This is a genomic window from Nocardioides dubius (genome assembly GCF_039528155.1).
Classification (GTDB): Bacteria; Actinomycetota; Actinomycetes; order Propionibacteriales; family Nocardioidaceae; genus Nocardioides; species Nocardioides dubius.
In genome coordinates, this window is the sequence record NZ_BAAALG010000013.1 from 28,770 (window position 1) to 51,562 (window position 22,793).

Annotated in this window: 24 protein-coding genes; 12 read left to right on the top strand and 12 right to left on the bottom strand. The window is 71.6% G+C overall.

All coding sequences use genetic code 11. The features are described 5' to 3' along the window. Positions 1 to 106 precede the first annotated feature (106 nt). The 4 genes from ABD151_RS17300 to ABD151_RS17315 form a co-directional block, all read right to left on the bottom strand. Positions 107 to 769, bottom strand: coding sequence for an alpha/beta fold hydrolase (locus ABD151_RS17300; RefSeq protein WP_343996047.1), 663 nt, complete (start codon positions 767 to 769; stop codon positions 107 to 109). A gap of 74 nt (positions 770 to 843) precedes the next feature. Beyond that, on the bottom strand, positions 844 to 2,775 hold the full coding sequence (gene acs, locus ABD151_RS17305; RefSeq protein ID WP_343996434.1) for an acetate--CoA ligase: 1,932 nt from the start codon (positions 2,773 to 2,775) through the stop codon (positions 844 to 846). A gap of 233 nt (positions 2,776 to 3,008) precedes the next feature. Further along, positions 3,009 to 4,634: a solute symporter family protein gene (locus ABD151_RS17310; RefSeq protein ID WP_343996049.1), complete on the bottom strand. Its 1,626-nt coding sequence runs from the start codon at positions 4,632 to 4,634 to the stop codon at positions 3,009 to 3,011. A 1-nt stretch (position 4,635) separates the two neighbouring features. Continuing rightward, on the bottom strand, positions 4,636 to 4,977 hold the full coding sequence (locus ABD151_RS17315; protein ID WP_343996050.1) for a DUF485 domain-containing protein: 342 nt from the start codon (positions 4,975 to 4,977) through the stop codon (positions 4,636 to 4,638). A gap of 173 nt (positions 4,978 to 5,150) precedes the next feature. Between ABD151_RS17315 and ABD151_RS17320 the strand changes: the two genes are divergently transcribed. Then, entirely contained in the window at positions 5,151 to 5,936 is a 786-nt protein-coding gene (locus tag ABD151_RS17320; protein WP_343996051.1) for a tryptophan-rich sensory protein, read from the top strand. Positions 5,937 to 5,995: 59 nt separating this feature from the next. Here ABD151_RS17320 and ABD151_RS17325 read toward each other — a convergent pair whose 3' ends face one another. Genes ABD151_RS17325 through ABD151_RS17340 form a run of 4 tightly spaced genes read right to left on the bottom strand, consistent with a single transcriptional unit; the run spans position 5,996 to position 9,693 of the window. Further along, entirely contained in the window at positions 5,996 to 7,486 is a 1,491-nt protein-coding gene (locus ABD151_RS17325) for a sodium/solute symporter (protein WP_343996052.1), read from the bottom strand. Next, positions 7,483 to 7,857 (bottom strand): hypothetical protein, encoded by a 375-nt coding sequence (locus ABD151_RS17330; RefSeq protein WP_343996053.1) that lies wholly within the window; start codon positions 7,855 to 7,857, stop codon positions 7,483 to 7,485. The genes ABD151_RS17325 and ABD151_RS17330 overlap by 4 nt, the downstream gene beginning before the upstream one ends. Next, positions 7,854 to 8,570: a LytR/AlgR family response regulator transcription factor gene (locus ABD151_RS17335; RefSeq protein ID WP_343996054.1), complete on the bottom strand. Its 717-nt coding sequence runs from the start codon at positions 8,568 to 8,570 to the stop codon at positions 7,854 to 7,856. The genes ABD151_RS17330 and ABD151_RS17335 overlap by 4 nt, the downstream gene beginning before the upstream one ends. 10 nt (positions 8,571 to 8,580) lie before the next feature. Continuing rightward, positions 8,581 to 9,693 (bottom strand): sensor histidine kinase, encoded by a 1,113-nt coding sequence (locus ABD151_RS17340; RefSeq protein ID WP_343996055.1) that lies wholly within the window; start codon positions 9,691 to 9,693, stop codon positions 8,581 to 8,583. 63 nt (positions 9,694 to 9,756) lie between these two features. On the opposite strand from ABD151_RS17340, the gene ABD151_RS17345 reads away from it, so the two are divergent. Beyond that, a complete protein-coding gene (locus ABD151_RS17345) occupies positions 9,757 to 10,701 on the top strand; it encodes an EamA family transporter (protein WP_343996056.1) in 945 nt (314 codons plus the stop codon). Here ABD151_RS17345 and ABD151_RS17350 read toward each other — a convergent pair. Continuing rightward, entirely contained in the window at positions 10,672 to 11,457 is a 786-nt protein-coding gene (locus ABD151_RS17350; RefSeq protein WP_343996057.1) for a hypothetical protein, read from the bottom strand. The two genes, ABD151_RS17345 and ABD151_RS17350, sit on opposite strands and share 30 nt — an antisense overlap. Before the next feature lie 115 nt (positions 11,458 to 11,572). On the opposite strand from ABD151_RS17350, the gene ABD151_RS17355 reads away from it, so the two are divergent. Further along, positions 11,573 to 12,295, top strand: a complete 723-nt coding sequence (locus ABD151_RS17355; protein WP_343996058.1) for a Fic family protein — start codon at positions 11,573 to 11,575, stop codon at positions 12,293 to 12,295. 351 nt (positions 12,296 to 12,646) lie between these two features. Here the strand turns inward: ABD151_RS17355 and ABD151_RS17360 are convergent, their stop codons facing one another. Continuing rightward, positions 12,647 to 13,438, bottom strand: a complete 792-nt coding sequence (locus tag ABD151_RS17360; protein ID WP_343996059.1) for an HAD family hydrolase — start codon at positions 13,436 to 13,438, stop codon at positions 12,647 to 12,649. A 153-nt stretch (positions 13,439 to 13,591) separates the two neighbouring features. Between ABD151_RS17360 and ssd the strand changes: the two genes are divergently transcribed. The 8 genes from ssd (at position 13,592) to ABD151_RS17400 (ending at position 19,576) form a co-directional block, all read left to right on the top strand. Further along, a complete protein-coding gene (gene ssd, locus ABD151_RS17365; protein ID WP_343996060.1) occupies positions 13,592 to 14,641 on the top strand; it encodes a septum site-determining protein Ssd in 1,050 nt (349 codons plus the stop codon). A 4-nt stretch (positions 14,642 to 14,645) separates the two neighbouring features. Then, entirely contained in the window at positions 14,646 to 15,821 is a 1,176-nt protein-coding gene (locus ABD151_RS17370) for a TadA family conjugal transfer-associated ATPase (protein ID WP_343996061.1), read from the top strand. Next, complete coding sequence (locus ABD151_RS17375; RefSeq protein WP_343996062.1) at positions 15,818 to 16,579, top strand: type II secretion system F family protein; 762 nt, start codon at positions 15,818 to 15,820, stop codon at positions 16,577 to 16,579. Before ABD151_RS17370 ends, ABD151_RS17375 begins: the two co-directional genes overlap by 4 nt. A gap of 40 nt (positions 16,580 to 16,619) precedes the next feature. Next, positions 16,620 to 17,450 (top strand): type II secretion system F family protein, encoded by an 831-nt coding sequence (locus ABD151_RS17380; RefSeq protein WP_343996063.1) that lies wholly within the window; start codon positions 16,620 to 16,622, stop codon positions 17,448 to 17,450. A gap of 259 nt (positions 17,451 to 17,709) precedes the next feature. Next, positions 17,710 to 17,886 carry a DUF4244 domain-containing protein gene (locus ABD151_RS17385; protein ID WP_343996064.1) on the top strand — a complete coding sequence of 59 codons (177 nt, stop codon included), beginning with the start codon at positions 17,710 to 17,712 and terminating at the stop codon, positions 17,884 to 17,886. Between the two features lie 2 nt (positions 17,887 to 17,888). Beyond that, positions 17,889 to 18,278, top strand: a complete 390-nt coding sequence (locus tag ABD151_RS17390) for a TadE family type IV pilus minor pilin (protein ID WP_343996065.1) — start codon at positions 17,889 to 17,891, stop codon at positions 18,276 to 18,278. Then, a complete protein-coding gene (locus ABD151_RS17395) occupies positions 18,275 to 18,676 on the top strand; it encodes an Rv3654c family TadE-like protein (protein WP_343996066.1) in 402 nt (133 codons plus the stop codon). Before ABD151_RS17390 ends, ABD151_RS17395 begins: the two co-directional genes overlap by 4 nt. A gap of 171 nt (positions 18,677 to 18,847) precedes the next feature. After that, positions 18,848 to 19,576, top strand: a complete 729-nt coding sequence (locus ABD151_RS17400; protein ID WP_343996068.1) for a hypothetical protein — start codon at positions 18,848 to 18,850, stop codon at positions 19,574 to 19,576. Between the two features lie 27 nt (positions 19,577 to 19,603). Here ABD151_RS17400 and ABD151_RS17405 read toward each other — a convergent pair whose 3' ends face one another. Together ABD151_RS17405 and ABD151_RS17410 are read right to left on the bottom strand one after the other, a co-directional pair. Beyond that, positions 19,604 to 19,894, bottom strand: coding sequence for a hypothetical protein (locus tag ABD151_RS17405; protein WP_343996069.1), 291 nt, complete (start codon positions 19,892 to 19,894; stop codon positions 19,604 to 19,606). Between the two features lie 25 nt (positions 19,895 to 19,919). After that, positions 19,920 to 22,253: a DEAD/DEAH box helicase gene (locus tag ABD151_RS17410; RefSeq protein ID WP_343996070.1), complete on the bottom strand. Its 2,334-nt coding sequence runs from the start codon at positions 22,251 to 22,253 to the stop codon at positions 19,920 to 19,922. Positions 22,254 to 22,471: 218 nt separating this feature from the next. Between ABD151_RS17410 and ABD151_RS17415 the strand changes: the two genes are divergently transcribed. Further along, on the top strand, positions 22,472 to 22,793 hold a 322-nt coding region (locus tag ABD151_RS17415; protein ID WP_343996071.1), incomplete at its 3' end, for an anti-sigma factor antagonist.

The window sequence follows — 22,793 nt, forward strand, 5'->3', positions numbered from 1 at the left end:
GTTCTTCTGCCCTGTTGCTGCAACCCTCCGGATAGTCCCTGACGTTTTCGTGGTTTCTCCGGCCGAAAACCACGAAAACGTCAGGGACTATCTCCAAGGAGGGGCGTCAGCGGGTGGCGATGTCCAGGAGGAGGGCGGCGAGGGCGTCGGGGGCGGTGACCATCGCGTCGTGACCGCTGGCGATCTCGTGGCAGGTGGCACCGGCGGCCTCGGCGAAGGCGGTGAAGGGCATCTTCGAGGGCTTGCACAAGATCGCGTGCAGCTCGGCCGACCCCGGTGCGTAGGCGGCCGGCGCCGGATCCGTGAACGTCGCGAACGGGTGCGGCACGAGCTGCGGGGCGAGCCAGGCCGCCTCGGGGCCCTCCTCGGCGACGCCGACCGTGCGCATCGACGGCACCGGCAGCATTGCCGGCTCGCCCTCCGCGGAGTCGCGGCACCAGCCGGCGAACCACTCCGGGGCGACGTCGAGCATCGAGCTGCCGGCCGGCGTCAGCCAGGCGTCGAGCAGCACCAGGTGGCGGGCCGGTGCCGCGGCCAGCGCCAGCGAAGCGGGGATGCCCGCATAGCTGTGCGCCACCACGGTGGCGGGCTCGGGCGTGGCGGCGATCGCCTCGGTCAAGGCCTGGACGTGGTCGGCGAGGCCGATGCCGGGGCCGAGGTCGAGGGTCGGCGTGAGCACCTGGTGCCCGGCGTCGGTGAGCAGTGGACGGACGAGGTCCCACGCGGAGCCCTGGTGCCAGGCGCCGTGGACGAGAAGGAAAGTAGCCATAGGTAATCCTGGCTCAATGTGAGTGGAGGGCTGGAAATCCTGACGGATCCCAGCCCTCCACTCACATTGAGGGGTCAGTCGTCGTTGGACGAAAGACCGCTCTGGATCAGGCTCATCACCGAGGAGTCGGCCAGCGTGGTCACGTCGCCGATCTCGCGGTTCTCCGCGACGTCGCGCAGCAGCCGGCGCATGATCTTGCCGGACCGCGTCTTGGGCAGCTCCGGCACCACCATCACCTGGCGGGGCTTGGCGATCGCGCCGATCTCCTTGGCCACGTGGTTGCGCAGCTCGGCCACGATGTCGGAGGTGTCGCCGGCAGCGCTGTCACGCAGGATCACGAACGCGCAGACCGCCTGACCGGTGGTCTCGTCGGCGGCGCCGACCACGGCGGCCTCGGCCACCTTCGGGTGCGAGACCAGGGCGGACTCGATCTCCGTGGTGGAGAGCCGGTGCCCGGAAACGTTCATCACGTCGTCGACGCGGCCGAGGACCCAGATGTCGCCGTCCTCGTCCTTCTTGGCGCCGTCCCCAGCGAAGTAGACGCCCGGCCACCGCGACCAGTAGGTGTCCTTGTAGCGCTCGTCGTCGCCCCAGATGGTGCGCAGCATGGCCGGCCACGGCTCACGCAGGATCAGGTAGCCGCCGTGACCGTCGGGGACCGAGTTGCCGTCGTCGTCCACGACGTCGGCGGCGATGCCGGGCAGCGGCACCTGCGCGGAGCCGGGCTTGGCCTCGGTGACGCCGGGCAGCGGCGAGATCAGGATCTGGCCGGTCTCGGTCTGCCACCAGGTGTCGACGACCGGGCAGCGGTCGCCGCCGATGGTGGACCGGTACCAGACGTACGCCTCGGGGTTGATCGGCTCACCGACCGAGCCGAGCACCCGCAACGAGGACAGGTCGTACTTGGCGGGGATGTCGTCGCCCCACTTCATGAACGTCCGGATCGCGGTGGGTGCGGTGTAGAAGATGGTGACGCCGTACTTCTCGATGATCTCCCACCAGCGGCCCTTGTGCGGGCTGTCCGGGGTGCCCTCGTAGAGCACCTGGGTGGCGCCGTTGGCGAGCGGGCCGTAGACCAGGTACGAGTGGCCGGTCACCCAGCCGATGTCGGCGGTGCACCAGTAGACGTCGGTGTCGGGCTTCAGGTCGAAGACCGCCCAGTGCGTGTAGGAGGTGCCGACCAGGTAGCCGCCGGTCGTGTGCAGGATGCCCTTCGGCTTGCCGGTGGTTCCGGAGGTGTACATGACGTAGAGCGGGTGCTCGGAGTCGTGCAGCTTGGGCGTGTGCTCGCTCGACTGCCGCGCGACGACGTCGTCCCACCAGACGTCGACGCTGTCGTTCCAGGCGACCTCCTGGCCGGTACGGCGGACCACCAGCACGTGCTCGACCAGGCCGTCGGTCTTGGCGACCGCCTCGTCGACGGCCGGCTTGAGCGCAGACGGCGCGTTGCGGCGGTAGCCGCCGTCGGCGGTGACCACGACCTTCGCGCCGCAGTCGACGATCCGGCTCGCCAGCGCGTCCGCGGAGAAGCCGCCGAAGACGACGGTGTGCGGTGCGCCGAGCCGGGCGCAGGCCAGCATGGTGACCACGGCCTCGGGGATCATCGGCAGGTAGATCGCGACCCGGTCGCCCTTGACGACGCCGAGCTCGGTGAGCGCGTTGGCGGCCCGGGAGACCTCGTCCTGGAGCTGGGCGTAGGTGATGTCGCGGGTGTCGTCCGCGGGCTCGCCGACCCAGTGGATCGCGACCTTGTCGCCGCGACCGGCGGCGACGTGGCGGTCCACGCAGTTCACCGAGGCGTTGATGGTGCCGCCGGTGTACCACTTGGCGAAGGGCGGGTTGTCCCAGTCGAGGACCCGGTCCCACTTCCGGCCCCAGTCCAGGCGCTCGGCCTGCTCGGCCCAGAAGGCCTCACGGTCCTGGGTCGCCCGGTCGTAGGCCTCGGCCGTGACGTTCGCTGACGCCGCGAGCTCGGCCGGCGGCGGGAAGCGCCGGTCCTCATGCATCAGGTTGGACAGTGCGTCGTTCACGAGTTCTCTCCTGTAATCGTCGTCACATGGTCGCGCCCGCGGCCAGCCTAGACCCATCGGAGGTGGGTCGGCCCCTGGGGATGTGATGCGTTGCGCTGGTCGCAACCATGCGGGCTCGTACGTTGCAAGAAGGTGTCAACCCCGCGGGACGTCATGCGTTGCGAGCGCTCAAGGGCTCGGTGCGCATGACGTCCCGGGAGTGGGTGGGGCTAGTGCGAGATCGCGCCCTCGGCGCCGGCGCCGGTGAGCGCCCGGACCTCGAGCTCGGTGTAGCGCTCCTCGGCAGCCGGCTCACGGGAGGTGACGGTGCCGAGCCAGCCGAGGAAGAAGGCCAGCGGGACCGAGACGATCGCCGGGTTCTCCAGGGGGAACCAGGAGAAGTCGATGTCCTTGGGCAGCAGGGCCAGGTTCTTGCCGTCCGGGGCGACCTTGCCGGAGACCACGGGCGAGAAGAAGACCAGGCCCACCGAGGAGATTAGGCCGCCGTAGATGCTCCACACCGCGCCGCGGGTGTTGAAGCGCCGCCAGAACATGTTGTAGACGATCGAGGGCAGGTTGGCCGACGCGGCGACCGCGAAGGCCAGGGCCACCAGGAACGCGATGTTCAGGTTGCGGGCCGGGATCGCCAGGGCGATCGCGATCAGGCCGATCACACCGGCCGCGATCCGCGCCACCTTGAGCTCGTCCACGTCGGAGGCCTGCCCCTTGCGGAAGACCGAGTTGTAGAGGTCGTGGGCCACCGACGCGCTCGAGGTCAGGGTCAGCCCGGCGACCACGGCGAGGATGGTGGCGAACGCGACCGCCGCGATCAGGGCCAGCAGGATCGCGCCGCCGGCGCTGCCCTCGCCGCCGCCGACCTCCTCGGCCAGCAGCACCGAGGCGAGGTTGCCGCCGGACTCCACGACGTCAGCCATCTTGCCCTCGCTGAGCATCGCGGTCGCGCCGAACCCGAGGACCAGCGTCATCAGGTAGAAGGCACCGATCAGGCCGATCGCCCAGAGCACCGACTTGCGGGCGTCGCGTGAGGTGGGGACGGTGTAGAAGCGGATCAGGATGTGCGGCAGGCCGGCGGTGCCCAGGACCAGGGCCAGGCCGAGCGAGACGAAGTCGATCTTCGAGGTGGTGTCGACGCCGTACTTGCCGCCCGGGTTCAGGAAGTCGGGGTTGCCCGAGTTGGAGGCTGCGGTGCCGAGCAGGTCGGAGAGGTTGAAGCTGAAGTGCGCCAGCACCAGCAGGATGATCAGCAGCGAGCCGAACATCAGCAGCACGGCCTTGATGATCTGGACCCAGGTCGTGCCCTTCATGCCGCCGACGGTGACGTAGAAGATCATCAGGCCGCCGACCACGAAGATCGTGACGTTCTTGACGAACTCGCTCTCCACGCCGAGCAGCAGGTTGACCAGCAGGCCGGCGCCGACCATCTGGGCGAGCAGGTAGAAGATCGAGACGACGACGGTCGAGGTCGCCGCGGCGGTGCGCACCGGCCGCTGCCTCATCCGGTAGGCGAGCTGGTCGGCCATCGTGTAGCGCCCGGAGTTGCGCAGCATCTCCGCGACCAGGAGCAGGGCCACCAGCCAGGCGACCAGGAAGCCGATCGAGTACAGGAAGCCGTCGTAGCCGTAGATCGCGATCGTGCCTGAGATGCCGAGGAACGACGCCGCCGACATGTAGTCGCCGCCGATCGCCAGGCCGTTCTGGAAGCCGGAGAAGGAGCAGCCGCCGGCGTAGAAGTCGTTGGTGCCGCTGGTGCTGCGGCTGGCCCGGAAGGTGATGAAGATCGTCAGCAGGACGACGGCGAGGAAGAGGGCTGCGGTGAGGAGCTGGTTTCCGTCCATGTCACTTCTCCTGCTCGTAGCGCTCGTTCAGCGCGCGGGCCAGCGGGTCGAGTCGCTTGGTCGAGTAGTTGCTGTACAGCCAGGCGATCGCGAAGGTGGTGACGAACTGCAGCAGCCCGAAGACGAGGGCCACGTTGATGTTGCCGAAGACCTTCTCGGACATGAAGTCCTCGGCCCACATCGACAGCACCACGTACAGCAGGTACCAGACGAGGAAGGCCGCGGTGGCAGGGAAGACGAACCGGCGGTAGCGAGAGCGCAGCTCGGTGAACTCCGCACTCGCGTGGAGGTGGTCGTAGACCGGATCGTGGCGATCCGCCTGGTCGTGCGTTTGAGGTGACACCGGCTTCGTCCCTTCGCGTGGAGTGGTCCTTTCACGCTAGGAGTGACGCGCGTCACTTCGGCAGGGGTGCGCCCGGCTCAAGCGCCTAGCGGCGACGACTGCGCGCCGAACGGTCGCTCGTGGACGGCGAGCGGTCGCGGTTTGCGATCCGTCGCCGCGGTTACCGGGAAGTCATGGACTCGCCGCGCGCCGACCTGCCCCGCCTGCTCATCGTCTCCGTTGCCGCTCTGCTCTGCCTGGTCGGCTCGATGGTCGGCTCGGGGGTGTTCGGGGGCCCGAAGGTCGCAGACGCCGCAGGCGGCGCGCTGGCGGCAGACGCCACGTTGATCGCGCCGGGCGGGCCGGCCTTCGCCATCTGGTCGGTGATCTACGCCGGTCTGGTTGTCTACGCGATCTGGCAGTGGCTCCCCGCGCAGCGCACGGCGGAGCGGCACCGACGCATCGGCTACCTCGTGGCGGCGTCGATGGTGCTCAACGCAGCCTGGCTGCTCGTGGTGCGTCAGGACTTGCTGGTGCTGAGCGTCGTCGTCATCGTGTTGCTCGTCGTCGTGCTCGGCCTGATCGTGCGCCTGCTCGCCATCAACCGCCCCACCTCCACGGCGGATCTGGTGATCGCGGACGGCACCTTCGGGCTCTACGTCGGCTGGGTCTCGGTCGCGGTCTGCGCCAACATCACCGCGGTACTGGTGGACAGCGGCGTCGATCTCGGAGATGCCGGCAACCAGGCCGCTGCCATCGGCGTGCTGGCGGTGGCGGGCATCGTTGGGCTGCTGCTCGCGCTGCGCACCCACGCCAACCTGGCGATCGCGGCGGCCTTGGGCTGGGGCCTGGCGTGGATCGCGGTCGAGCGCACCCAGGGTGCGCCGGAGTCCCTGGCGACGGCGGTCGCGGCCGGCGTCGTCGCGGCGGTGGTCGTGCTCGGCACGCTCCTTCTCGCCGTCCGCCACCAACCCCGTTGATCGGTGCAGAGCGGCACCAACGAACGGGGAGTGGTGCAGAGCCGCACCAATGAACGGGGTCAGCCGCGGTCCAGGGCCACGGCCTCGGGCGTGTGCAGCCGCACCATCAGCTGGTTGACGTTCGCCGGACGGCGGCCGGGGGTGGCGCGGGAGACCACGATCATGGTGAGGAAGGCCAGCGGCACCGACCATGCGGCGGGCTGGCTGAGCAGCGCATGCGGCCAGCCGCCGATCGCGGGCGGGAACATCGCGTACCAGACGCCGACGGAGGAGCCGACGAAGCCGGCCAGCAGGCCCGCCACCGCGCCGATGTCGGTCAGGGCACGCCACCAGATCCCCAACACCAGCAGGGGGCAGAAGGTCGAGGCCGCCACCCCGAAGGCGAGCCCGACCGCCCGGGCGATGCCGAGGTCGGGTGCGGCGAGCGCCAGCGCGCAGGGCACCAGGACGGCGACGACGGCCGAGAGTCTGAACGCGGTGACGCCATTGGTGCGACCACGCCCGATCGCGTCCTGGCTGAGCACGCCGGCGACCGCGATGGTCAGCCCCGAGGAGGTGGAGAGGAAGGCGGCGAAGGCGCCGGCGGTGACGATCGCGGTGAGCACGTCGCCGGCCAGGCCGCCGACCATCAAGCGTGGCAGCTCCAGCACCATCACGTCGGAGTCGGTGCCCCGGGCGTAGACACGGCCCAGCGCGGCATAGATCGGCGGCAGCACGTAGAAGAGCCCGAGCAGGGCGAGCACCACGACGGTGGTCCGGCGCGCGGCGCGACCGTCGGGGTTGGTGTAGAAGCGCACCACCACGTGCGGCAGGCCCATGGTGCCGAGGAACGTGGCCAGGATCAGCGAGTAGGTCACGTAGAGCCCGGGTGCGCCGCCGTCCGCGACCGGGAGGGACCAGCTCGCCGCGTCCGCACCGGACGCCGGCCGCTCGGCGCCGTCGCGCAGCCACACGGTGAGCAGCACCGCGGCCGGGATCAGCAGCGCGCTGAGCTTGAGCCAGTACTGGAAGGCCTGCACGAAGGTGACGCTGCGCATCCCGCCGGTGAGCACGTTGGCCACCACCACCAGGGCGACCACTGCGGCGCCCGACCAGCGGGGAGCCCCGATCGCGGCCTCCAGGGTCAGGCCCGCGCCCTGGAACTGGGGCAGCAGGTAGAGCCAGCCGATCGCCACCACCAGGATCGAGCAGGTCGAGCGCGCCAGTGGCGAGGCCAGCCGGGCCTCGGCGAAGTCCGGCAGCGTGTACGCCCCGGAGCGGCGCAGCGGAGCGGCGATCAGCACCAGCAGAACCAGGTAGCCGGCGGTCCAGCCGACCGGGTACCACATCATGTCCGCGCCGAAGATCAGGACCAGGCCGGCGACGCCCAGGAACGAGGCTGCCGAGAGGTACTCGCCGCCGATCGCGGAGGCGTTGAGCCCCGGCCGCACCGAGCGGGAGGCGACGAAGAAGTCGCTGGTGGTGCGCGAGAAGCGCAGCCCCCAGATGCCGATCGCCAACGTGGCAACGGTGACCAGGACGACGGCGATCGCTCCGGGCGCGGGGGTCACGGTCCCTCCGCGACGTCGAGCAGCTCGGCGAAGTCACGCTCGTTGGCCTCGGCGCGTCGCACGTAGAGCCAGCCCAGCACGATCAGCAGCGGATAGATCGCGAAGCCCAGCAGCATCCAGGCCACCGGCACCCGCAGCACCTCCTGCTCGGCCACCTGCGGCCAGAGGTGGAAGACCAGCGGAACCCCGGCCATGAAGGCGATCACGGGCGCCAGCACCCAACCGGCGAGCCGGAGCTGGCTGCTCATCAAGGAGCCCATCAGCACCGAGCCGAGCGCCGTCTCGTCGTCGATCTCACGGGTCCGGGCGCGGGCCCGGGTGGGGCGCCGGGGCGGTCCGGTGACCCGGACCCGCTCGGGCACGTCGTTCACGGCCGTCCCCGGTTGAGCAGCTCACGCAGCACGCGGGCGTGGCGCCTGCTCACCTGGAGGTCGGTGCCGCCGACCCGGACCGTGTAGCGCCCGGCCTCCATCCGCACCTCGTCGATGTGGGCGAGCGCGACCAGCAGGGAGCGGTGGATGCGGACGAAGCCGGCCGCGGCCCACTGCTCCTCCAACTGGTTCAAGGGGATCCGGACCAGGTGCGAGTCGCCCGGGGTGTGCAGCCGGGCGTAGTCGCCCTGCGCCTCGACGTAGCGGATGTCGGAGCGGTTGATGAACCGGGTGACGCCGCCACGCTCGACGGCGATCTGCTCGTCGGCCACCTCGGTCTGCCGGCTGTTGCCGTCCACGATCCGGCGCACCGCCTCGGCCAATCGCTCGGCGCGCACCGGTTTCAGCACGTAGTCGACCGCACGCAGCTCGAACGCCTCGACCGCGTGCTGCTCGTGGGCGGTGACGAAGACGATCGGCGGCGGCTCCTTGAAGCGCGCGAGCACCTGGGCCAGCTCGAGCCCGGTCAGCCCGGGCATCTGGACGTCGAGGAACAGCGCATCGGCGTCGATCTCCTGCAGCATCCGCAACGCCTCGGTGGCGGAGTCGCAGGTCAGCACCTCGCCGATTCGGTCGTCGCGGCCCAGCAGCCACGCCAGCTCGTCGAGCGCGGGCCGCTCGTCGTCGATCACCACTACCCGTAGACCGCTCATGCCGCCTTCCTCATGCGTGTACGCCCGGGGAGAACTTGGGCACTCGGACGATCACCTTGGTGCCGGCGCCCGGAGCGGTCTCCACCACCAGACCGTACTGATCGCCGAAGGTGGAGCGGAGCCGGACGTCGACGTTGCCCAGGCCGGTGGAGTCCAGCTCGGCGTCGCCGGCCAGCGCCCGGCGGACCCGCTCCGGGTCCTCGCCGACGCCGTCGTCCTCGACCTCGATCAGGCACTCCAGCCCGTTGTCGATGGCGGCGATCGTGATGTGGCCCCGGCCCTGGTCGGCGACGCCGTGGCGCACCGCGTTCTCCACCAGCGGCTGGATGCACAGGAACGGGATTGCCACCGGCAGCACCTCGGGGGCGATCCGCAGGGTGACCCCGAGCCGGTCGCCGAAGCGGGCCTGCTCCAGCAGCAGGTAGCGCTCGATGGAGCGCAGCTCCTCGGACAGCGTGGTGAACTCGCCGTGCCGGCGGAAGGAGTAGCGGGTGAAGTCGGCGAACTCCAGCAGCAGCTCCCGGGCCCGGTCCGGGTCGGTGCGCACGAACGAGGCGATCGCGCCGAGCGAGTTGTAGATGAAGTGCGGACTGATCTGGGCGCGCAGCGCGCGCACCTCCGCCTCCATCAAGCGGTTGCGCGAGGCGTCGAGCTCGGCCAGCTCGAGCTGGGTGGAGACCCAGGCCGCGACCTCGTCGCAGGCCCGGACCAGGCTGGCGGTGGCGACGTCGGTGAACGCCTGCAGGGTGCCGACCACCGTGCCCTCCACCACCAGCGGGCTGATCACCACCTGGCGCAGCGGACAGCTCGCGGTGAGGCAGCGCAGCTCGTCGGCGGCCGCGACCCGGGTGCTGCCCTGCTCGATCGTGGTGCCGGCCAGAGGCGCGGCATGGACACCGTGGTGCTCACCGATCCCGTCCCAGGCGAGCAGCCCTGCCGCATCGGTGACCGCGACCGCCGGGGTGCCCAGCAGGGCACGCAGGTGCTTCACGCTGCGGGCCGCGCTGCGCTCGGTGAGGCCCTCACGCAGAGCGGGGGAGGCGAGCGAGGCGGTGTGCAGGGTGCGGAAGGTGGCGCGGTCGGCCTCGGTGCCCAGGTGGGTGCGCCGCCAGCGGAGAGCCATGCGCCCAGCGTAGGCCCCGAGAACCCGATCGCCGTGCGCGCGCCACGGCCCTACAGTGCCCTCATGTCCTCCTCCACCTCCCGCTTCGGCAGCGGGTTGGCGTTCGCGCTGCTCTCGGCCGCCTCGTTCGGGCTCTCCGGCGTGCTGGCCAGCGGGTTGATCGAGAACGGCTGGTCGCCGGCTGCGGTGGTCACGGTGCGGGTGGTGGTCGCAGCGCTCGCGCTCGCCGTGCCGACGGTGCTGGCGTTGCGCTCGCGCTGGCATCTGCTGCGCAGCAACGTCTGGCTGATCCTGGGCTACGGCGCGATCGCGGTGGCCGGCGTGCAGTTCGCCTACTTCAGTGCGATCGCGCACCTGGACGTGGCGGTGGCGCTGCTGATCGAGTACACGGCACCGGTCGTGGTGGTCGGCTGGCTGTGGTTCCGGCACGGGCACCGGCCCAACGCCTGGGTCGGTGTCGGTGCCTCGATCGCGGCCCTCGGGCTGGCGATGGTGCTCCAGGTCGGCACCGGCGCGGAGATCAGTGGCGTGGGTCTGGCCTGGGCGCTGATCGCCATGGTGGGGGTGGCCGGCTACTTCATCCTCTCCGCGCAGGAGGGCAACGGCCTGCCGCCGATCGCCTTGGCTGGTTGCGGATTGGCGGTCGCCGCGGTCTTCCTTTCGCTGGCTTGCGTGGTCGGGTTGATCGACTGGGAGCGCGGTGCGGACGTCGGCCTCTACCGCGGCCACGAGGTCGCGGCCTGGCTGCCGTTGCTGGGGCTGGGCGTGGTCAGCGGGGCGTTGGCCTACGCCACCGGGATCGCAGCCGGACGGCGGCTGGGGGCGCGGATGGCCTCGTTCGTCGCGCTCAGCGAGGTGCTGGCCGCGGTGGTCGCCTCCTGGTTGGTGCTGGCACAGGTCCCCAACGGCTGGCAGGCGCTCGGCGGGGTGGCGATCCTTGCCGGCGTGGTGGTGGTGAAGCTGGGCGAGCGGACGCCGTCAGCGGAAGTCGATCAGCACCAGGTCTGAGCCGTCGCCGGACGGCGCGGTGAAGATCGGCCGGGCCGCCTCGGAGACCGGGGCTGCCTCGGCAGAGGGCTCAGCCGGCTCGTCGTCGAGGTCGCGGGCCAGGGCGATCGGCACGGTGGGCTCGTCGATGCCGTGCGGGCTCGCCCAGACCGACTCCAGGACGGTGGTCTTCCAGCAGGCGCTGACCCACGGCAGTTGCATGCCGTCATTGCCGCGACCGTAGTCGGCGTAGAGATCCAGCGCGGCACGCAGCCGCTCCTCGACGTCGTCGCGATGCGCCAGCTCGCTGCGGATCAGCGCGGCAAGGGACTCATGGTTGACCTGCTGCCAGTGCCGGAAGACGTCGTCGCTGACGAAGCCGAAGAGGCCGGAGCAGGCCAGCGGCTCGGCTGGGTCGTCGGGGTGCTCGACGCCCAGCGCGACGTCGAGCTTGCGGGCCCAGGGGATCCGGCGGTCGCGGCGGTGCGAGATCAGGGCGAGCTGGCCGCCGGGGCGCAAGGCGCGGGCGAAGGGCTCGAGGTCGGCGGGCAGCATCTGCAGGACCAGGACGTCGACCGAGCGCGGGGCCAGCTCGAGGGTGCCGTCGTCGGCGGCCACGGCGTCGAGCACGTCGTGGTCGAGGAGCGCGAAGGAGGCCGCCAGGGCCTCGGCGTGCGGGCCGGGGGCCACGGCGATCGTGCGGGCGTCGTCACCGCACAACCAGGTGACCGCTGCACTCGGCAGAACGGGCCCGGGGGAGTCGAGATGCTGGTCCATCACCGTCGAGGTTACTGCTGGCCGGGTGGGGCTTCGGGACGCCGCACCGTGTCCTGAGACTTTCGACATACCGGCCCGCTCGAACCGTGGACGGCCCCGCGTAGGCTCGGGCCTCATGAGTGCGGACCCGTTGGCCTCCCTGGCCTCCTTGGAAGGCGTGCCGTCGGCGTTCGCGGCCACCCGTGACGGCATCGACGCGCTGCTGCGCGACCGTGGTCTGCGGCGCACCGAGCCGGCCTTCACCACCGAGTCGCTGCTGCGCGGCGCGGTCGCGAGTGCCGGGCTTGAGGGCTCCATCTCCGACGACGAGCAGATGCGGGCCGGCGCCGGCGACGGCATCGCCCAGTCGGCGCTGCGGGTCTCGACCGAGGTGCTGGGCCTGGTGCCGGCGATCCGGGCGACCCCGTTGCAGGCCTTCGCGCGGCTGCACGCGGTGGCGGCTGCCGGGGTGCTGGCGCCCGAGGAGCTGGGGCGTCCGCGCGACGGCGAGTCGGCGGAACGCCTGCGCCTGTTGGCCTCTCGGCTCACCGCGCCGACCACCGCACCGGCGATGGTGGTGGCCGCGATCGTGCATGCCGAGCTGGTCAGTGCCGCGCCGTTCGCCTCGCACAACGGGATCGTGGCCCGGGCCGCCGAGCGGCTGGTGCTGGTCGCCCGCGGCGTCGACGAGAAGTCGTTGCTGGTGCCTGAGGCCGCCCACGCGCGGCTGCAGGCGGAGTACGAGTCGAATCTGCGCGCCTACTCCCAGGCCAGCGGCAGCAGCGGCGTCCACTCCTGGCTGCTGTATGCCGCCGAGGCCTACGCCCTCTCGGGCGAGATCTCCCCGCTGCACGGCTAGCCCGAGCTCGCGCCTACGGCGGCCGAGCTTGCGCTTACGCCGAGCGAACTTGCGCTTGTGGTGCGCGAACTTGCTCTTGTGACGGCCGAACTTGCGCAACTGTCGTCAGGACGCGCGAACGGCACCCGAACACAGGGATCGGGTGCCGCCGCTTTACACAAGAGCCTGGCTACCAGGCGTGCAACTCTTAAGTGCTGCCACGGGTCGTGACCCGGGGATTCAGCGCCCTGTCAGAAGGGTAGATCGCCGCGTGGGTACCTGGCCCTCGTGCACGCTGTGAAGTTCTGACTCCATGCATACGCCTATCGGCAAGGGCTTTCAACCCTTGACTTCGCTGCAGGCGCGTGCTGGTCAGACGGAGGTCCCGCGACGGCGGTTGAGCACGATCGCACCGCCGACCATGGCCAGGCCGCCGACCGCGAGCGCCGCCAGGGTGGGCTTCGCGGGCGGCAGCTTCACCGGGGATCCGAGCGCCACCGGGCGATTGAAGACCAGCACCGGCCAGCCTGAGGAGGCCGCCACCTTGCGCAATTCCTTGTCCGGGTTGACGGCGTGCGGGTGCCCGACCGCCTCCAGCATCGGCACGTCGGTGATCGAGTCCGAGTAGGCGTAGCAGTGCGCCAGGTCGTAGCCGCGCTGCTCGGCCAGCTCGCGGATCGCGACGGCCTTGTTCTCGGCGTAGGCGTAGAAGTCGAACTCGCCGGTGTACTTGCCGTCGGCGATCTCGAGGCGGGTGGCGACCACGTGGTCGGCACCGAGCATGGCGCCGATCGGCTCGACCACCTCGGAGCCGGACGTGGAGACGATGATGACGTCGCGGCCGGCCGCGTGGTGCTCCTCGATCAACCGGACCGCCTCGTCGTAGACGATCGGGTCGACGATGTTGTGCAGGGTGTCGGCGACGATCTCGCGCACCGTGGCGACGTCCCAGCCGGCGCACATCTGCGACATGAACTGGCGCAGCTTCTCCATCTGGTCGTGGTCGGCGCCACCCACCAGGTAGACGAACTGGGCGTACGCCGAGCGCAGGACGGCCCGCCGGGAGATCAGGCCGCCGGCCTGGAACGGCTTGCTGAATGCGAGCGCGCTCGACTTGGCGATGATCGTCTTGTCGAGGTCGAAGAACGCTGCGGTGCGTCGCATGGCGCCATCCTAGTGGCGCACCGGGTGAGTCTCGGGGAGCCTGCCGACGGCGCGAGCCCGGTCCTGCTCCACAGGGCCACGCAGACGAGAGCCCTTCCACCGGCGGGCGGCTGTGGCTGGGCAGTGGCCGGCGGCGCGATGAGGCTGACTCGCATGAACCTCCCGCTCATCGTCAGCCGCGACCGCCGCCTGATCGACCACCTGCAGCAGCTGAGCGCCGCTGCCGGCGTCGCCGTCCAGGTTCAGGGCGAGCCGCACCGTGCCCTCGCGCCCTGGGCCGCAGCCTCGCTCGTGCTGCTCGGTGCGGACGTCGTCTCCGAGGTGGTGCAGGTCGCCCCGACCCGCCGCTCGGGCGTCTACCTGGTGTCGGTGGAGCGGATCCCCGACCAGACCTGTCGCGAGGTCGCCACCATGGGCGTCGACGGCGTCGCGGAGCTGCCGCGCAGCGACCGCTGGCTGATGGAGCTGCTTGACGACGCCGGCGAGTTCCGCGATCGAGGCGTCTCGATCGGCGTGGTCGCCGGCTCGGGCGGTGCGGGGGCGAGCACGTTCGCCTGCGCTCTGGCGGTGCAGGCGGCCGCCCAGAGCGATGCTGCGCTCTTCGATCTCGACCCGTTCGGCCCGGGGCTCGAGATGATCTCCGGCTTCGACCAGCTCGACGGTCTGCACTGGGAGGGTCTCGGCGAGGCCACCGGTCGGCTCAGCGCCCGTGTGCTGCGTGAGTCCCTGCCGCGCAAGGGGCGACTGGGCCTCCTGGGCTGGTCCGCACCGCGGCGTGGCCTGGTCCCGTTCGTGGTCCGGGAGGCGATGTCGGCTGCGGTGCGTGGGCACGACGTCACGGTGCTCGACCTTCCACGGACAGGCGACCCGATCGTCGAGGAGGTGGCCGCGCGATGCACGCACCTGGTGGTCGTGGTGCGCACCGACATCGCAAGCATCGCGGCGGCGGGCCGTCAGCTCGACCGGCTGCTGCCCTCGGGGCCGGTCTCGGTGCTGGTGCGCGGGAGCGCGGTCGACCTCGCCTCGGTCGGCCGTGTGCTGGACGTGCCGGTGATCGGTGCGATGCCCGATCAACGCGGGCTCACCGAGGCGATCGACCTGGGGTTGGGGCCGATCCACTCGCGGCGCTCGGTGCTCGCCAAGGCGGCCAAGGCCACGTTGCGTCACTTCGGGGTGCAGAGCGTTCACGGTCGTGCGGCGTGAGTCGATGGCGAGCCTCGAACCGGGCCCTGCGGTCGAGTTGGCCGCTCGGGTCCGCGACCGTCTGGCACATGCGGGTGGCCGGATCACGCCGCAGACGGTCGCCGAGGCGTTGCGGGCGATCGGTGCGGTGGTCGGCGATGCGACCGTGCTCGAGGTGCTGCGCGTCCTGCAGGCGGAGGCGGTCGGCGCTGGGCTCCTCGACCCGTTGCTTCGCGAGCCGGGGGTGACCGACGTCCTGGTCAACGGGGCGGAGTCGGTCTGGGTGGATCGGGGCCACGGCCTGGAGCCGGCCGGGGTGCGGTTCGCCGATGAGGAGGCCGTGCGACGGCTGGCGCAGCGCCTGGCTGCCTTGGGCGGACGGCGGCTGGACGACGCGTCTCCGCACGTCGACGTCCGGCTCCCGGACGGCACGCGCTGCCATGCGGTGCTCTACCCGCTGGCTCGTCCCGGCACGGCGATCTCGCTGCGGGTGCCGCGTTCGTCGGGGTGGTCGTTGGCGGAGTTGGCCGAGCGCGGTGCGTTCTCGCCTGCCGCGGTGGAGCTGTTGGCGCGGATCGTCGCGGCACGGCTCGCCTTCCTCGTCTCCGGGGGCACCGGCGTCGGCAAGACAGCGCTGCTCTCCGCGCTGCTGGCGCAGGTCGCACCGCAGGAGCGGATCGTGATCGTCGAGGACTCGGGCGAGCTGACGCCGCAGCATCCGCACGTGGTCGCGCTGGAGGCGCGGACCGCGAACGTCGAGGGCGACGGCCAGATCCCGATGCGTCAGCTGGTCCGCCAGGCGTTGCGGATGCGGCCGGACCGCGTGGTGATCGGCGAGGTGCGTGGAGTGGAGGTGGTGGATCTGCTTGCGGCTCTCAACACCGGCCACCAAGGAGGGTGCGGCACGGTGCACGCCAACTCGGCGCGTGCGGTGCCGGCCCGTCTGGAGGCGCTTGCCATGCCGGCCGGCCTCTCGCGCGCGGCGCTGCACAGTCAGGTCTCCTCCGCCCTGGACGTGGTGGTCCATCTGGGCCGGAGCAGAGCCGGGCTGCGCCGGCTGCGGGAGGTGGCGGTGCTGCGCCGTGACGCCGAGGGGCTGGTGGAGACGCTGCCCGCGGTGTCGTTCGCCGACGACGGAACCGTGAGCGAGGGTGCAGGCGCAGCACAGCTGGTCGAGCTGCTGGAGGGAGAGCCGCGATGAGCGGTGCGGTGCTGGGTGCCGGCCTCCTGGTCGCGGCTGCGATCTGGCTGAGCAGCCCGGTGCGCGGGTCGGCGTGGGGGATCGTGTTGCTCGCAGCGGGCACCGGGAGCTGGTGGGCGGGCGGCCGCGGCGTGCTGCGGGACGGCGTGGCTCTGCTGGTCGTGGCGCTCGTCGTATTCGCTGTGGCGCTCCTCTGGCACCGACGTCGCCGGCGGCAGCGCGCCGCCCTCGAACGCTCGGGGCGGGTGCGGGAGGTCTGTGAGCTGCTGGCTGCCGACCTCGGCGCAGGCCTGCCGGTGCAAGCCGCCCTGGCCGGTGCCGCCAAGGCCTGGCCGGAGTGGGAGACGGTCTCGCGAAGTGCGGAGCTGGGCGGGTCGGCATCCCAGGCGATGCTGCGTCTGGCGGCCCGAGCCGGGGCCGGGGACCTGCGCCAGGTGGCCGGCGCATGGCTGCTCTCGCAGCGCTCGGGAGCGGCGCTGGCGGCAGCCTTGCGTGAGGTCTCGCTTGCGCTCGCAGACCAGGAGCAGACCCGGCGCGTGGTCCGCTCCGAGCTCGCCTCGGCGCGGGCGACCGCCCGCCTGGTGGTCGCGCTCCCGGTCGCGACGCTGGCGATGGGCTCGGGGATGGGCGACCCGGTGGGCTTCCTGATCGGCAGCCCGGCGGGGTGGGCCTGCCTGGCGGGTGGTGTGGCGTTGGCGCTGATCGGGCTCGCCTGGCTGGAGCGGATCGCGGCGCAGGTGGAGGGTGAGGCGTGGTGACCGACGCGGTGAGGGTCGGCGCGCGGCGGGGATGCGCGCGATGATCATGCTCGCCGGGTTGCTGGTGTTGGTCGGGGTCCTTCTCGGTGCGCCCGGACGATGGCGGGCGCGGATCGCGCGCCTGGAGAGCCTCGGGGCGAGAGCTTCCGCCTCGGGGTTGGACGGGCCAACCTCCAGCGTGCCGGTGCTCTCCGGGGGCGAGTCGGCGTTGCCGGCCGGTCGGCAACGCTCGGACCAGCACCCTGCCCGGCGCTCGGCCGAGCGCTCGGAGGGCGTGCGCGGACGCCGGGTGCCGTTGGCTGCGCTGGCCGGCGGCGGCGTGGCATTGGCCCAGGGTGGCGCCGCCGGCATCGCGTGCGGCGTCGGGCTGGCGGTCGCGGTGTGGGTGATCGCGGGCCGCGTCGAGCCGGCGGCGGAGCGCAGAGCACGTGAGCAGCGTGCGCGCCAGCTGCCCGACGTGGTGACGCTGCTCGGCCTTGCGCTGCGCAGTGGTGCACCGGTGGCGCTGGCCCTGGAGCAGGTGCGGATGGCCCGTCCCGGGCCGGCCGCGGACGCGTTGGCCGAGGCGGGGCTGGCGTTGCAGCGCGGGGTCTCCCCGGAGCGGGCGTGGGCGCCGCTGCTGGCTGATCCGGCGATGGCGCGGTTGGCACGAGGGCTGATCAGGTCCGCCGAGTCGGGTGCCCCGGTCGCGGAGGTCGTGGCGCGGATCGGGCAGGAGTTGGCGCTCGAGCGTCGGATGGCGGTGGCAGACCGGGCGCGCGCGGTCGGGGTCCGGGCGGCCCTGCCGCTGGGTGTCTGCCTGCTGCCGGCCTTCTTGCTGATCGGGATCGTGCCGCTGGTGGCGGCGTCCCTCGCGACGCTGCCGCGCTGATCGCTCCGGAAGGTGCGGCCCTGTCGTGTGGGTGCGTCGGGTCGCCGTTGCGGGTCGCCACGTCGTCGACCAGCGGTCGTGCGGCGCGGGCTCCGAGCGGAGGCCGACGGTCGGTGGCGAACCGGAGGCCCGGTCCTCCTCCACAGAGGCGGACGTTTCGGCGTGGGCCACACCGAGGTGCGGGCCGGATGCGTCGACCGTGCGAGAGGCGCAGGGTGGAGGAGGGCGTCACCCACCAAGCAGCAAAGGAAGTCTGACGATGGGACGACGAGAATCGCGTGACGAGCGCGGCATCACCACCGCCGAGTACGCGGTCGGCACCGCTGCCGGGGCCGGCCTGGCCGGGGTGCTCTACAAGCTGCTCACCGGAGGCTTCGGCGACCGGATGCTCCGCGGCATGTTCGACCATGTGCTGAGCATGCTCGGCATCGGCTAGACGTGCTGCGCAGAGGTCGGCGCCGCTGGTGTGCCCGTGCCGCCGGGCACGACGAGGGCGCGGTCACGGCCGAGCTGGTGATGGCGTTGCCGGTGCTGGTCCTGGTCACGATCGCCATGGTCTGGTTCATCGGCTTCGGCGTGGGCCAAGTCCGTTCCACCGACGCCGCTCGTGAGGCCGCGCGGGCCTTGGCGCGTGGCGAGTCCGAGGCGGTGGCCCGCGAGCTGGTGCAGCAGGTCGACCCCGGGGCCGAGGTGCGGATCAGCCGAACCGGCGACCGGGTGACGGTAGTGGTCCAGCGTGCACGCGACGGACCGATCGGCGTCTTCGGTGCGCTCGGTGGGCGGACCCGCGGTGAGGCGGTCGCCGCGGTGGAGGAGGTGCCGCCGTGAGACGGGCCCGGTCCATGGCCCGGCCCTACACCAAGCCTCGGTCGGGTCAGGGAGGCCGGCGATCCGACCAGGGCGCAGCCACCATCGTCGCGCTCGCCCTTGGGGCGGTGCTGCTCTTCGCCGGGATGGCAGGCGCCTTCGTGGCCGCGGTGACCGCCGCCCACCGCACCGCCCAGGCCGCCGCCGACCTGGCGGCGTTGGCGGCGGCGCAGGCGGTCCAGCACGGCTCCGACGGCTGTGCCGAGGCAAGCGAGATCGCGACCCGGAACAGAGCGCGCCTGCGCACCTGCCACGTCACCGGTGAGGAGGTGTGGATCGAGGTCGTCGTGCCGTCCCCGTCCTGGGCGGGCTACGACTCGCCTGAGGTGATCGGCCGGGCCCACGCCGGGCCGGGGTGAGTAGCTGGGATGGGGACGTCGAGCCCGTACGTCGCTCGAGTTCGAGCGTGAGCCTTGTCAGCAGCCTGACAAGTCTTGGAGGTTTCTCGCTCGGTGACGCACTCAGTCCCGGAGAAGACCTGCTCGCGAGCCGTCACCGAGTGAGGCTGGGGCCGACTGTGAGGAGCGGCCATGACCGAGAACGCGGGAAGAGTCCACGCCAGAAGGCGGCACCGTTCAATCCTGGGAGCGACCGTGGCGACGCTGAGCATCGCGTCGGGCTGCTCGTCCGATGCGGGATCGGACGCCGGGGCAGCGGATGCAGCGACAAGCGAGGGGCGTGCGCCCGTCATCATCGAGGCGAGCGAGCGGTACCTCTCGCACACGTTCGAGGACTGGTTGCGTCAGGCGGATGCGGTGGTTCTCGCTGAGGTCGTCAGCGAGCGACGGCGCGAGCCCGTCGCCGACGCGACCTCGCCGAAGCGCTACCCGGTAGGACGCACGATCGCGGTCGAGGTCGTTGAGGTCTACTGGCAACGCGAGGGGCATGCGACGCCGGATCAGTTCGAGATGAACGCCTGGGGCTGGATGGCGTTGGAGACGGGCGAGGAACGTCCGTCGGTCGGCGAACGGTCAGCGCGCCTCGAGGTCGGTCACCGCTACCTGATCGCCCTCGACGATGCCGGTGCCGAAGCGAAGGAGGCGCTGTGGACGATCCTCGGCTCGGGGGCAGGTCTGCCAGCCGATTCGGTGATCGGGGTCGGCGAGCACGAGGCGCAGATCATTCGCGAGCCCGGGCCGCGGAACACCGACAGCAACCAGGTCGCCGACGCGGTCGCCGGCCTTGACGCCGATGCGGCCGGCGCGCTGATCGCCCAGCGGCTCAACGCGCTCAGCCAGGCGACGCAGGGTCGCGACTAGGCACGACACGGCCGAGCCGCTGGTGCGCTACGACTGAGCCGGCGGCTCGTTGCTCGGTGGGACAGCCTCCTGCTGCCGACGCTCCTGCTGGGCGACCTGGCGGTGCTCGCGGCGGACCCGCACCTCGCGCTTGGTGCCGAGCAGGATCAGCCGGAACGAGACCAGCGCCAGCACGCCGCAGGCCAGGCCGACCACGAAGAGCGCCATCGGCGACATGTCGATGCCGTAGAGCGCCACGTCCTTGCCGTCGCTGACCAGGACGCCGCCGACGGTGGCGACAGCGACTGCTGCCAGGAGCAGGAACCCGAGTGCCAACATGTGTCCACCGTAGGGCACTCCGGCGTCAGGCGCCGGGTGCCGAGCGCAGCAGCAGGTCGAGCAGCTTGACCGCCTCCGCCTTGTCGAGCGGGTTGTTGCCGTTGCCGCACTTCGGCGACTGCACGCATGACGGACAGCCCTCGCTGCACCGGCAGGAGCTGATCGCCTCCCGGGTCGCCCGCAACCATTGCTCGGCCACCCGGAACCCGCGCTCGGAGAAGCCCGCGCCACCGGGGTGACCGTCGTATACGAAGACGGTCAACTGCCCGGTATCGGGATGGAGCGCGGTCGAGACGCCGCCGATGTCCCAGCGGTCGCAGGTGGCGAAGAGCGGAAGCAGGCCGATCGAGGCGTGCTCGGCGGCGTGGGCCGCGCCGGGCAGGTCGGCCTCGGCCAGGCCGGCGTCCGCCAGCAGGTCGGCCGGCACTGTCCACCACACCGAGGCGGTGTGCAGGGTGCGTGCAGGCAGGTCGAGCGGCTCCTCGCCGATCACCTCCCCGCTGGGCACCCGGCGCTTGAGGAACGCCACGACCTGATGCGAGACCTCCACCTCGCCGAAGCTCAGCCGGCAGTCACCCCAGGTGGTGTGCTCGCGCTCGGCGCGGATGGTGATGTCGACGATCTCCCGCGCGGAGGTGGAGTAGCTGACCTCGGCGCGCTCCATCACCGCGACGTCGTGCTCCAGATCGAGCTCGTGGACCAGCCAGGTCTCGCCGAGGTGCAGATATACGGCACCGGCGTGCGCGGTGCCGTGCGCAGCGCCGGCGTCCACGGTGCCGACCACCCGGCCACTGGAGCCCTCGATCAGCTGGACCGGGTTGCCGCCCGTGGAGCGGATGTCCGCCAGGTCGCTGGCGCGGCGGCGGTCGGTCCAGAACCAGCGCTGGCCCCGCCGTCGCAGCAACCCGGCATCGGTGAGCGCGTCGACCGCCTCCCGGGCACCGGGGCCGAAGAGCTCCAGCGCGTCCGGCGTCAACGGGGCCTCCTCGGCCGCGGCGCACAGGTGCGGGCCCAGGACGTAGGGGTTCGCCGGGTCGAAGACGGAGGCCTCCACCGGCTTGCCGAGCAGCGCCTCGGGATGACTGACCAGATAGGTGTCGAGCGGATCGTCGCGCGCGACCATGATGCCGAGGGCGTCCTGGCCGTCGCGTCCGGCGCGGCCGAGCTGCTGCCACATCGCCGCCCGGGTGCCGGGGAACCCGGCGAGCAGGACGGCGTCGAGGCCGCTGATGTCGATGCCGAGCTCGAGCGCGTTGGTGGCGGCGATGCCGAGCAGGTCCCCAGAGCGCAGCCGCTGCTCCAGCGCGCGGCGCTCCTCCGGCAGGTAGCCGCCGCGGTACGGCGCGACCCGGCCCGGGAGCGAGGCGTCCACCTCCGCGAGATGGCCGGCCACGGTGGCCGCCACCGTCTCGACGCCACGCCGCGAGCGCACGAAGGCCAGCGAGCGGACGCCCTCCACCACCAGATCGGTGAGCAGGTCGGAGACCTCGGCACCCGCAGAGCGACGCACCGGCGCGCCGTTCTCGCCCAGGTGCGAGGTGAACGGTGGCTCCCACAGCGCCAGGGTGAGGCGACCCCGCGGGGAGTGGTCCTCGGTGACGGCGTCGAAGTCCAGCCCGGTGAGGCGGTGCCCCAGCGCGTCCGGGTCGGCGACGGTGGCCGAGGCGAGGACGAAGGTCGGGTGGGCGCCGTACATCGCGCAGACCCGGCGCAGGCGGCGCAGCACGTGCGAGACGTGTGCCCCGAAGACGCCCCGGTAGTGGTGGCACTCGTCGATCACCACGTAGCGCAGCGTGCCGAAGAACTTCGACCAGCGAGCATGGCCCGGCAGCAACGACCGGTGCAGCATGTCGGGGTTGGTCAGCAGGTACTCGGCGTAGTCGCGGGACCAGTCCCGTTGCTCGCGCGAGCTGTCGCCGTCATGCGTGCTGGCCCGGACCCCGAGCCCGAGCGCTTGGAGGGCCGCCAGCTGGTCGTGGGCGAGCGCCTTGGTGGGGGCGATGTAGAGGGTGCCCGCGCCGCGCTCGCCACGCGGGCCGCGCTGGTCGAGAGCGTCGGAGAGGGCCGGCAGCTGGTAGGCCTGGGACTTGCCCGAGCCGGTTCCGGTCGCGATCACGACGTGTCGTCCGGCGTGGGCCGCCTCGGCCGCCTGGACCTGGTGGGCCCAGGGGCGATCGACGCCCCGTGCGGCCTGCGCTGCGATCACCTCGGGGCGCACCCAACTCGGCCAGTCGGCATGCTCGGCCCGGCGGGGCGGGAGCACGTCGAGGTGGGTGAGCCGGTCGGCGCGTTCGGGGGTGAGCAGGTGGTCGACCAGATCACGGCCGGGGCGTGCAGGCGAGGCGAGCGGGGGTGTCACTCCACCAGTGTGGCAACCACCTCCGACAGGGCGGGTGAGCGGTGTCCGGAATGCCCGCATCGCCCGGGACCGTGACCAGGACCGTCCCGGTTCGGGCACGGGTTATGTGGTGGTGTGAATGCGCAGCCGAAGGACGGCATGGTTTGATATGGGCACGGAAACGGGGCAGATCGGGGGCTCCGTACTGACCTGCGGCCCTAAGAGCCAGAGGGAGTGACGTGGACCTGAGTCTCAAGATCCGCGAACAGGATGGTGTCACCATCGTTGCTGTCGCGGGCGAGATCGACGTCTACACCGCGCCCAAATTGCGCGACCAGATCACCGATCTCGTAGGCAGCGGGCAGTACCGGCTGATCATCGACATGGAGGCGGTCGAGTTCCTCGACTCCACCGGTCTCGGCGTTCTGGTGGGTGGCCTGAAGAAGGTTCGCGCCCACGACGGCTCGCTCGAGTTGGTCTGCACCCAGGAGCGTCTGCTCAAGATCTTCCGGATCACCGGCCTGGCCAAGGTCTTCGCCATCCACGGCTCCGCGGACGAGG

Bases quoted from the DNA above. Each gene is read 5' to 3' on its own strand.
- ABD151_RS17345 (WP_343996056.1), top strand. From the start codon at position 9,757: ATGTCCTCCTCCACCTCCCGCTTCGGCAGCGGGTTGGCGTTCGCGCTG.
- ABD151_RS17335 (WP_343996054.1), bottom strand. From the start codon at position 8,570: ATGAGCGGTCTACGGGTAGTGGTGATCGACGACGAGCGGCCCGCGCTC.
- ABD151_RS17320 (WP_343996051.1), top strand. From the start codon at position 5,151: ATGGACTCGCCGCGCGCCGACCTGCCCCGCCTGCTCATCGTCTCCGTT.
- ABD151_RS17405 (WP_343996069.1), bottom strand. From the start codon at position 19,894: ATGTTGGCACTCGGGTTCCTGCTCCTGGCAGCAGTCGCTGTCGCCACC.
- ABD151_RS17360 (WP_343996059.1), bottom strand. From the start codon at position 13,438: ATGCGACGCACCGCAGCGTTCTTCGACCTCGACAAGACGATCATCGCC.
- ABD151_RS17380 (WP_343996063.1), top strand. From the start codon at position 16,620: ATGATCATGCTCGCCGGGTTGCTGGTGTTGGTCGGGGTCCTTCTCGGT.
- acs (WP_343996434.1), bottom strand. From the start codon at position 2,775: ATGCATGAGGACCGGCGCTTCCCGCCGCCGGCCGAGCTCGCGGCGTCA.
- ABD151_RS17310 (WP_343996049.1), bottom strand. From the start codon at position 4,634: ATGGACGGAAACCAGCTCCTCACCGCAGCCCTCTTCCTCGCCGTCGTC.
- ABD151_RS17385 (WP_343996064.1), top strand. From the start codon at position 17,710: ATGGGACGACGAGAATCGCGTGACGAGCGCGGCATCACCACCGCCGAG.
- ABD151_RS17400 (WP_343996068.1), top strand. From the start codon at position 18,848: ATGACCGAGAACGCGGGAAGAGTCCACGCCAGAAGGCGGCACCGTTCA.
- ABD151_RS17340 (WP_343996055.1), bottom strand. From the start codon at position 9,693: ATGGCTCTCCGCTGGCGGCGCACCCACCTGGGCACCGAGGCCGACCGC.
- ssd (WP_343996060.1), top strand. From the start codon at position 13,592: ATGAACCTCCCGCTCATCGTCAGCCGCGACCGCCGCCTGATCGACCAC.
- ABD151_RS17355 (WP_343996058.1), top strand. From the start codon at position 11,573: ATGAGTGCGGACCCGTTGGCCTCCCTGGCCTCCTTGGAAGGCGTGCCG.
- ABD151_RS17370 (WP_343996061.1), top strand. From the start codon at position 14,646: ATGGCGAGCCTCGAACCGGGCCCTGCGGTCGAGTTGGCCGCTCGGGTC.
- ABD151_RS17375 (WP_343996062.1), top strand. From the start codon at position 15,818: ATGAGCGGTGCGGTGCTGGGTGCCGGCCTCCTGGTCGCGGCTGCGATC.
- ABD151_RS17350 (WP_343996057.1), bottom strand. From the start codon at position 11,457: ATGGACCAGCATCTCGACTCCCCCGGGCCCGTTCTGCCGAGTGCAGCG.
- ABD151_RS17300 (WP_343996047.1), bottom strand. From the start codon at position 769: ATGGCTACTTTCCTTCTCGTCCACGGCGCCTGGCACCAGGGCTCCGCG.